The 5,746-nt window shown below is 52.9% G+C and carries 6 protein-coding genes; all 6 read left to right on the top strand.

The window, feature by feature from the left end:
• Nucleotides 1-157 precede the first annotated feature (157 nt).
• From HEQ50_RS12340 to HEQ50_RS12315, 6 genes are read left to right on the top strand one after another with little or no spacing between them, the layout of a single operon-like run.
• Nucleotides 158-1,354, top strand: a complete 1,197-nt coding sequence (locus HEQ50_RS12340) for an ABC transporter substrate-binding protein (protein ID WP_168900800.1) — start codon at nt 158-160, stop codon at nt 1,352-1,354.
• A gap of 24 nt (nt 1,355-1,378) precedes the next feature.
• On the top strand, nt 1,379-2,257 hold the full coding sequence (locus HEQ50_RS12335) for a branched-chain amino acid ABC transporter permease (RefSeq protein ID WP_168900799.1): 879 nt from the start codon (nt 1,379-1,381) through the stop codon (nt 2,255-2,257).
• Between the two features lie 12 nt (nt 2,258-2,269).
• Complete coding sequence (locus HEQ50_RS12330; RefSeq protein WP_168900798.1) at nt 2,270-3,226, top strand: branched-chain amino acid ABC transporter permease; 957 nt, start codon at nt 2,270-2,272, stop codon at nt 3,224-3,226.
• On the top strand, nt 3,219-4,007 hold the full coding sequence (locus HEQ50_RS12325; RefSeq protein WP_168900797.1) for an ABC transporter ATP-binding protein: 789 nt from the start codon (nt 3,219-3,221) through the stop codon (nt 4,005-4,007). Before HEQ50_RS12330 ends, HEQ50_RS12325 begins: the two co-directional genes overlap by 8 nt.
• Nucleotides 4,001-4,705, top strand: coding sequence for an ABC transporter ATP-binding protein (locus HEQ50_RS12320; RefSeq protein ID WP_168900796.1), 705 nt, complete (start codon nt 4,001-4,003; stop codon nt 4,703-4,705). Before HEQ50_RS12325 ends, HEQ50_RS12320 begins: the two co-directional genes overlap by 7 nt.
• 3 nt (nt 4,706-4,708) lie before the next feature.
• Nucleotides 4,709-5,332, top strand: coding sequence for a CBS domain-containing protein (locus HEQ50_RS12315; protein WP_168900795.1), 624 nt, complete (start codon nt 4,709-4,711; stop codon nt 5,330-5,332).
• Nucleotides 5,333-5,746: the final 414 nt, after the last annotated feature.

The following is a 5,746-nucleotide window of genomic DNA, read 5'->3' as shown; positions in this document are numbered from 1 at the left end:
AAAATGCTTAAGTTACTGAACCGCCGTATACGGAACCGTACGTACGGTGGTGTGAGAGGTCGGTAGCCGAACTAATCGGCTACCTCCTACTCGATTGTTCAAAGGAGGATTGGCGCGCATCACGTTTCTTCAAAAATAAAGAAGGCAGGGATGACATATGATTAAATGGCACAAAACACTCCTCAAGATTGGCGCACTCTCAACTCTTATTCTGGCACTGGCCGGCTGTAGTACCGCGAAAAACAACGGTAGCGGGCAAGGAAACAACCCGGGCAAAACCATCAAGATTGGCGTCAACATGGAACTCTCCGGATCGGCCGCTGGTTATGGCCAGCAGCAGAAACAAGGCATCCAGTTAGCCGTGAACAAAATCAATCGGGCCGGCGGTATCAAGGTCGGCCAAACCAAAAAGAAGATTCAACTGGTCGTGCGAGACAACAAGACCTCCAACACGACGGCCGCTTCGGTCGCCGCGCAATTGGTCAACAACGATAAGGTTGTCGCCGTTGTCGGGCCCGCAGCGACCAACGCCGGTACCGCGTCGATTCCCAACATGACCAAGGCCGAGGTGCCGTCCGTTAGCCCGTCAGCCACCGATCCCGGCTATACGCTACAGAAAAACAGAACCGTTCAAAAGTACATCTTCCGCGCCTGTTTCCAAAACAACTATCAGGGATCGTCCGCAGCCAAATTTATGACGAAAACGTTAAAAGCGAAAAATGTGGCGATTCTGACCGACAACTCGAGCGACTACGGCACTGGCCTGACCAAGGCCTTCAAGAAGGATTACACCGGTAACGTCGTCAGCAGTCAGACTTTCCAGGAAGGTGACAAGGACTTCAACGCCATCCTGACCGCCCTCAAACACAAGAAGATTGAGGCCATCTATGCGCCCGGCTACTATTCCGAATTGGGCTTGATTATCAAGCAAGCTCGGCAGGCCGGCATCAACGTTCCCATTATCGGCAGCGATGGTATGGCGGATAGTCGCCTCACCAAGATTGCCGGGAAGGCCAATACCAGCAACATCTATTACACGACCCCCTTCTCTACCAAGACTGGTGAAACAAACCCCTTGACCGCCGATTTCTTGAAGACCTACCAGGCCAAATACCACACGACCGCACCGACCTTCTCGGCACTGGCCTACGATTCCATCTACATGATTAAGGCCGCCATTGAACAAGAAAAATCAGCCAATTCCGTTAAGATTACCACCGGCTTGGCCGACCTCAAGAACTTTAAGGGCGTCACCGGCACCATCACCATGAATCACCACCACAACCCCGAAAAGTCGATGGTGATTGAAAAGCTGACGGCCGGTCAGGTTTCACAAGCCTATACGCTTAAATAATTTCGTCAAGATTGGAGTGATCCCATGCAGACATTTGGACAACAATTGATTAATGGCCTCTCGTTAGGCAGTATCTACGCGCTACTGGCGCTGGGGTATACCATGGTTTACGGCATCATCAAGTTGATTAATTTCGCGCACGGCGACATCTACATGCTGGGGGCTTTCTGGGGATACTACGTGATTAACGGGCTCCACTTTAACTTTATCTTAACGCTCCTATCGGCCATGATTTTCTGCGCCATCATCGGCGTGCTGATTGAATACTTCGCCTATCGCCCGCTGCGTAACTCGCCCCGGATCACGGCGCTGATTACCGCCATCGGGGTCTCTTTCCTACTTGAAAATGGCATGACCTATCTCTTTTCGGCCAACGCCCGCAGCTTCCCACAGGTCCTTCCCACCATTACCTACCATGTGCTGGGCCTACGCATCTCCAACATTCAATTGATTATTCTTGGGACGGCTTGTCTCCTGATGATCCTGCTGGAGCTCGTCATCAAGCAGACTAAAATGGGCAAGGCCATGCGGGCCGTGGCGGTCGACCCACAGGCGGCCCAACTGGTCGGGATCAATCTCAACCACACCATCTCCTTTACGTTCGCTCTCGGTTCCGCCATGGCGGGAGCGGCCGGCGTCTTGATTGGGCTGTACTACAACTCGATCGATCCGCTGATGGGCATGACGCCCGGCATTAAGGCCTTCGTCGCGGCAGTCATCGGCGGGATTGGGTCGGTCCCTGGCGCCTCACTGGGTGGCTTCCTGACTGGCCTGTTGGAGACCGGCGTCCAGGCTATCGGCCTCTCGGCGTACAAGGATGCTGTCGTTTATTTCGTCTTAATTGTCATTTTGCTGGTGCTTCCGGCCGGGATCTTTGGCAAGAAATTAAAAGAGAAAGTCTAGGAGGTCGCTGCGATGAAAGCAAATCTAAAATACAATCTCGCCTGGTTAGCGTTGATGGTGGCGGTCTTTGTCCTCATTGACGCCTGCGAGTTTTTCGGTATTATCAATTCATTTATCGAAAATATGCTGGTCACCATTGGTATCAATATCATCTTAGCGACGGGATTAAATCTCATCATTGGTTTCTCCGGTCAATTTTCGCTGGGGCACGCCGGTTTTATGGCCATTGGGGCCTACGCTACCGGGATTATCACCCAAAATATCGCCACGCCTCTCGGCTTCTACCTGTCGATGGTCGTGGGCATCGCCATCGCCATGGTGGCCGCCCTGATCGTGGGCATCCCCACACTACGTTTACACGGCGACTACCTCGCCATCGCAACCATGGGTGCCGCTGAGATTATTCGCATCTTAATCAACAACTTTAAGATCACCAATGGGGCGGCCGGGCTCTTCAACATCCCCCCGTTAGTGACCTGGGCCACGGTCTACGTGTTGATGTGCCTCACGACCATCATGACCGTTAACTTCATTCACAGCCGTCGTGGTCGGGCCGTCATGGCCGTTCGCGAGGACGAGATTGCGGCCGAGGCGATGGGCATCAACACCACGCGTTGGAAACTGGTGGCCTTCGTCTTTGGCGCCGGAACGGCCGCTATTGGTGGGTCCTTACACGCAGCCTACATCCAAACGATTGCGCCCGGCGACTTTAACATCATGGCCTCGATCGCGATTCTGATCATCGTTGTTCTCGGTGGCGTCGGCAGTATCACGGGAACCTTTGTCGCCGCCATTGTGTTGGGCGCGCTGGATACCATTTTGCAAAACTTTGGAACCCTACGGATGATTATTTACTCGCTCGCCCTAATCCTGATCATGATCTTTAAACCAGCCGGCTTGCTGGGTAATTGGGAATTTTCGTTCAAGCGTCTTAGCCAATCCAGAAAGAAGGCGACCGTTCATGACTAGCCCCCTCTTAAATGCACAACAACTCGTCAAAAATTTCGGCGGTTTAACCGCTGTGGCCAATGTCTCGGTCCACTTTAACCAGAATGAATTGGTTGGTCTAATTGGCCCTAATGATGCCGGTAAGACCACACTTTTCAACTTATTAACGGGGGAAACGCCCGTGACTTCTGGGGCCATCACCTTGTCTACCGATCAAGGTGTTCAATCCCTAACCGGCAAACGCCCCACGGCAATTGCCCAAGCCGGACTATCACGCACCTTCCAAAACATTCGCCTCTTCAAAACCCTCAGTGTACTCGACAACGTTCGCATTGCCATGACGAATCACTATCACGATGGGTTCTTCTCGAGTATCTTCCGGACGCCAAAGTATTATCAGACAGAGGCCGCCATGACCACGGCCGCACAAGAACTATTGGCCTTCTTCAATCTCACCGACGTTGCCAACCAGCCCGCTAAGAACCTCCCCTATGGTACGCAGCGGCGACTAGAGATTGTTCGCGCGCTAGCCACTAAGCCCAAGATTCTATTCTTGGATGAACCGGCGGCGGGCATGAATCCCGAAGAAACCGCCGATTTAACCCGGCTTATTCGGCAGATTCAACACGACTTTCACATCACGGTCGTGCTTATTGAACACGATATGTCCTTAGTCATGTCCGTTGTCGAGCGCCTCTACGTCCTGAATCACGGCGCCCTACTAGCCGAAGGAACACCGTCAGAAATTCAACAAAATCCAGCCGTCATTAAAGCCTACCTAGGAGGCGAACCATCATGCTAGATATCAAGGATTTGGTCGTCAATTATGGGGCCATTCAGGCGATCAAAGGGGTTAGCCTGTCGATTCACACCGGTGAGATTGTCACCTTGATTGGCGCTAACGGCGCTGGCAAGTCCACTATTCTTCAGACGATCTCTGGCCTCATCCGCCCAGTCAGCGGTGAAATAACGTACTTACAGCATCCCCTCCAACGAGACGCCGCCCCCAAGATTGTGCGGGCCGGTATCTCGCAAGTTCCCGAAGGCCGCCATATTTTTCCCGGGCTGTCGGTTCAGGAAAATCTTCAGATGGGCGCGTTCATCCGCAAGGACCGGCAGAATCTGGCCCAATCCTATGCCGAAGTCTACCAGTATTTTCCCGTGCTCAAGCAACGTCGCTACCAGGATGCGGCCACCTTATCGGGTGGGGAACAACAGATGCTGGCCATGGGACGGGCCCTGATGTCCCATCCGCGACTCATGCTGCTCGATGAACCATCCATGGGATTAGCTCCCATCTTCATTAATGAAATTTTCGATATTATTCGGGCCATTAACGCCGCCGGAACCACCGTTCTCCTTATCGAGCAAAATGCCAATAAGGCCCTAGCGATTGCTGATCGCGGATACGTTTTAGCTGCCGGTCAGATCAAGTTACAGGGAACTGGTCAGGAACTATTAGACAATCAGGCCGTTCAGCAGGCCTACTTAGGAGGATAAACCATGAGTGTAGCCGATTATATGTCCACCAAATTAATTATTGCCACACCACAAACGACCGTTAGTGCCGCCATTGAACGCATGAAGGAACATGACATTCACCGTTTGCCCGTGCTCGATGGTCATCGCCTAGTCGGTATCGTGACGCAAGGCATTATCGCCCGAGCACTGCCATCACAGGCGACGAGTCTATCCGTCTACGAGACCAATTATTTATTAACCCAGACCACCGTGGCAACCATCATGGAGACACACGTTCAAACTGTCCCTGACACCGCCCAGTTGGAGGATGCCATTTACCAAATGCGCCAACACAAGATTGGCGTGCTTCCCGTTACCCGTGAGGCGCAAGTCGTGGGGATTATCACGAATAATGATATTTTGGACGCCTTCCTGAACATCTCTGGCTATGGTGAATCTGGCGTCGTCAGTCGTATTCGGGTAACCCACGACCAGCCCGGCGTGATCTTTGCCATTGGCAAGGTGCTGGCCGAACACCACCTCAGTATCCAAACCTTAATGGTGGTTCGGCAACCAGAAGCTCGGATCATCGAACTACACATTGCCAGTGATCAGGCGGATCAGGTGACACGGGTGCTGACGGCAGCGGGCTTCACCGTTGTTTAGCCTATGGACGGGTTGCCACCTTACCGTTCGCCAGTCAACATGGATGAACGCCGCCATTTCAGCGATGTTAGCGCACATTTAATGGCTTTCAACCACCGGAACCGGAGGCAGTCAGAACCGATGGCCGCAGCCGTGACAGCGGTGTTAGCTGTGCAGCAGCTTACAGCGTGGGACGTGTTTGGAGACTGACGGGCTTTGTCAGTCTCCAAACCGAACCGGAGGACCGCTTTTCAGACCGCAAGCGGTCAGCGCCGGAATCTCTGACAGCCGCAGGTGGGGTCGTTGATCACTAGCTTAATGGACACTATTTCTTGTCAATCGAGTAGGAGGTAGCCGATTAGTTCGGCTACCGACCTCTCACACCACCGTACGTACGGTTCCGTATACGGCGGTTCAGTAACTTAAGCATTTTGA

Source organism: Lactobacillus sp. HBUAS51381, from assembly GCF_012641095.1.
Taxonomy (GTDB): domain Bacteria; phylum Bacillota; class Bacilli; order Lactobacillales; family Lactobacillaceae; genus Levilactobacillus.
The sequence above is the reverse complement of the archived record's forward strand: the minus strand, read 5'-3'. Positions and strand labels throughout refer to the sequence as shown.

Excerpts from the sequence above, each read along its gene's own strand:
- HEQ50_RS12325 (WP_168900797.1), top strand. The coding sequence starts at position 3,219 with ATGACTAGCCCCCTCTTAAATGCACAACAACTCGTCAAAAATTTCGGC.
- HEQ50_RS12335 (WP_168900799.1), top strand. The coding sequence starts at position 1,379 with ATGCAGACATTTGGACAACAATTGATTAATGGCCTCTCGTTAGGCAGT.
- HEQ50_RS12330 (WP_168900798.1), top strand. The coding sequence starts at position 2,270 with ATGAAAGCAAATCTAAAATACAATCTCGCCTGGTTAGCGTTGATGGTG.
- HEQ50_RS12315 (WP_168900795.1), top strand. The coding sequence starts at position 4,709 with ATGAGTGTAGCCGATTATATGTCCACCAAATTAATTATTGCCACACCA.
- HEQ50_RS12340 (WP_168900800.1), top strand. The coding sequence starts at position 158 with ATGATTAAATGGCACAAAACACTCCTCAAGATTGGCGCACTCTCAACT.
- HEQ50_RS12320 (WP_168900796.1), top strand. The coding sequence starts at position 4,001 with ATGCTAGATATCAAGGATTTGGTCGTCAATTATGGGGCCATTCAGGCG.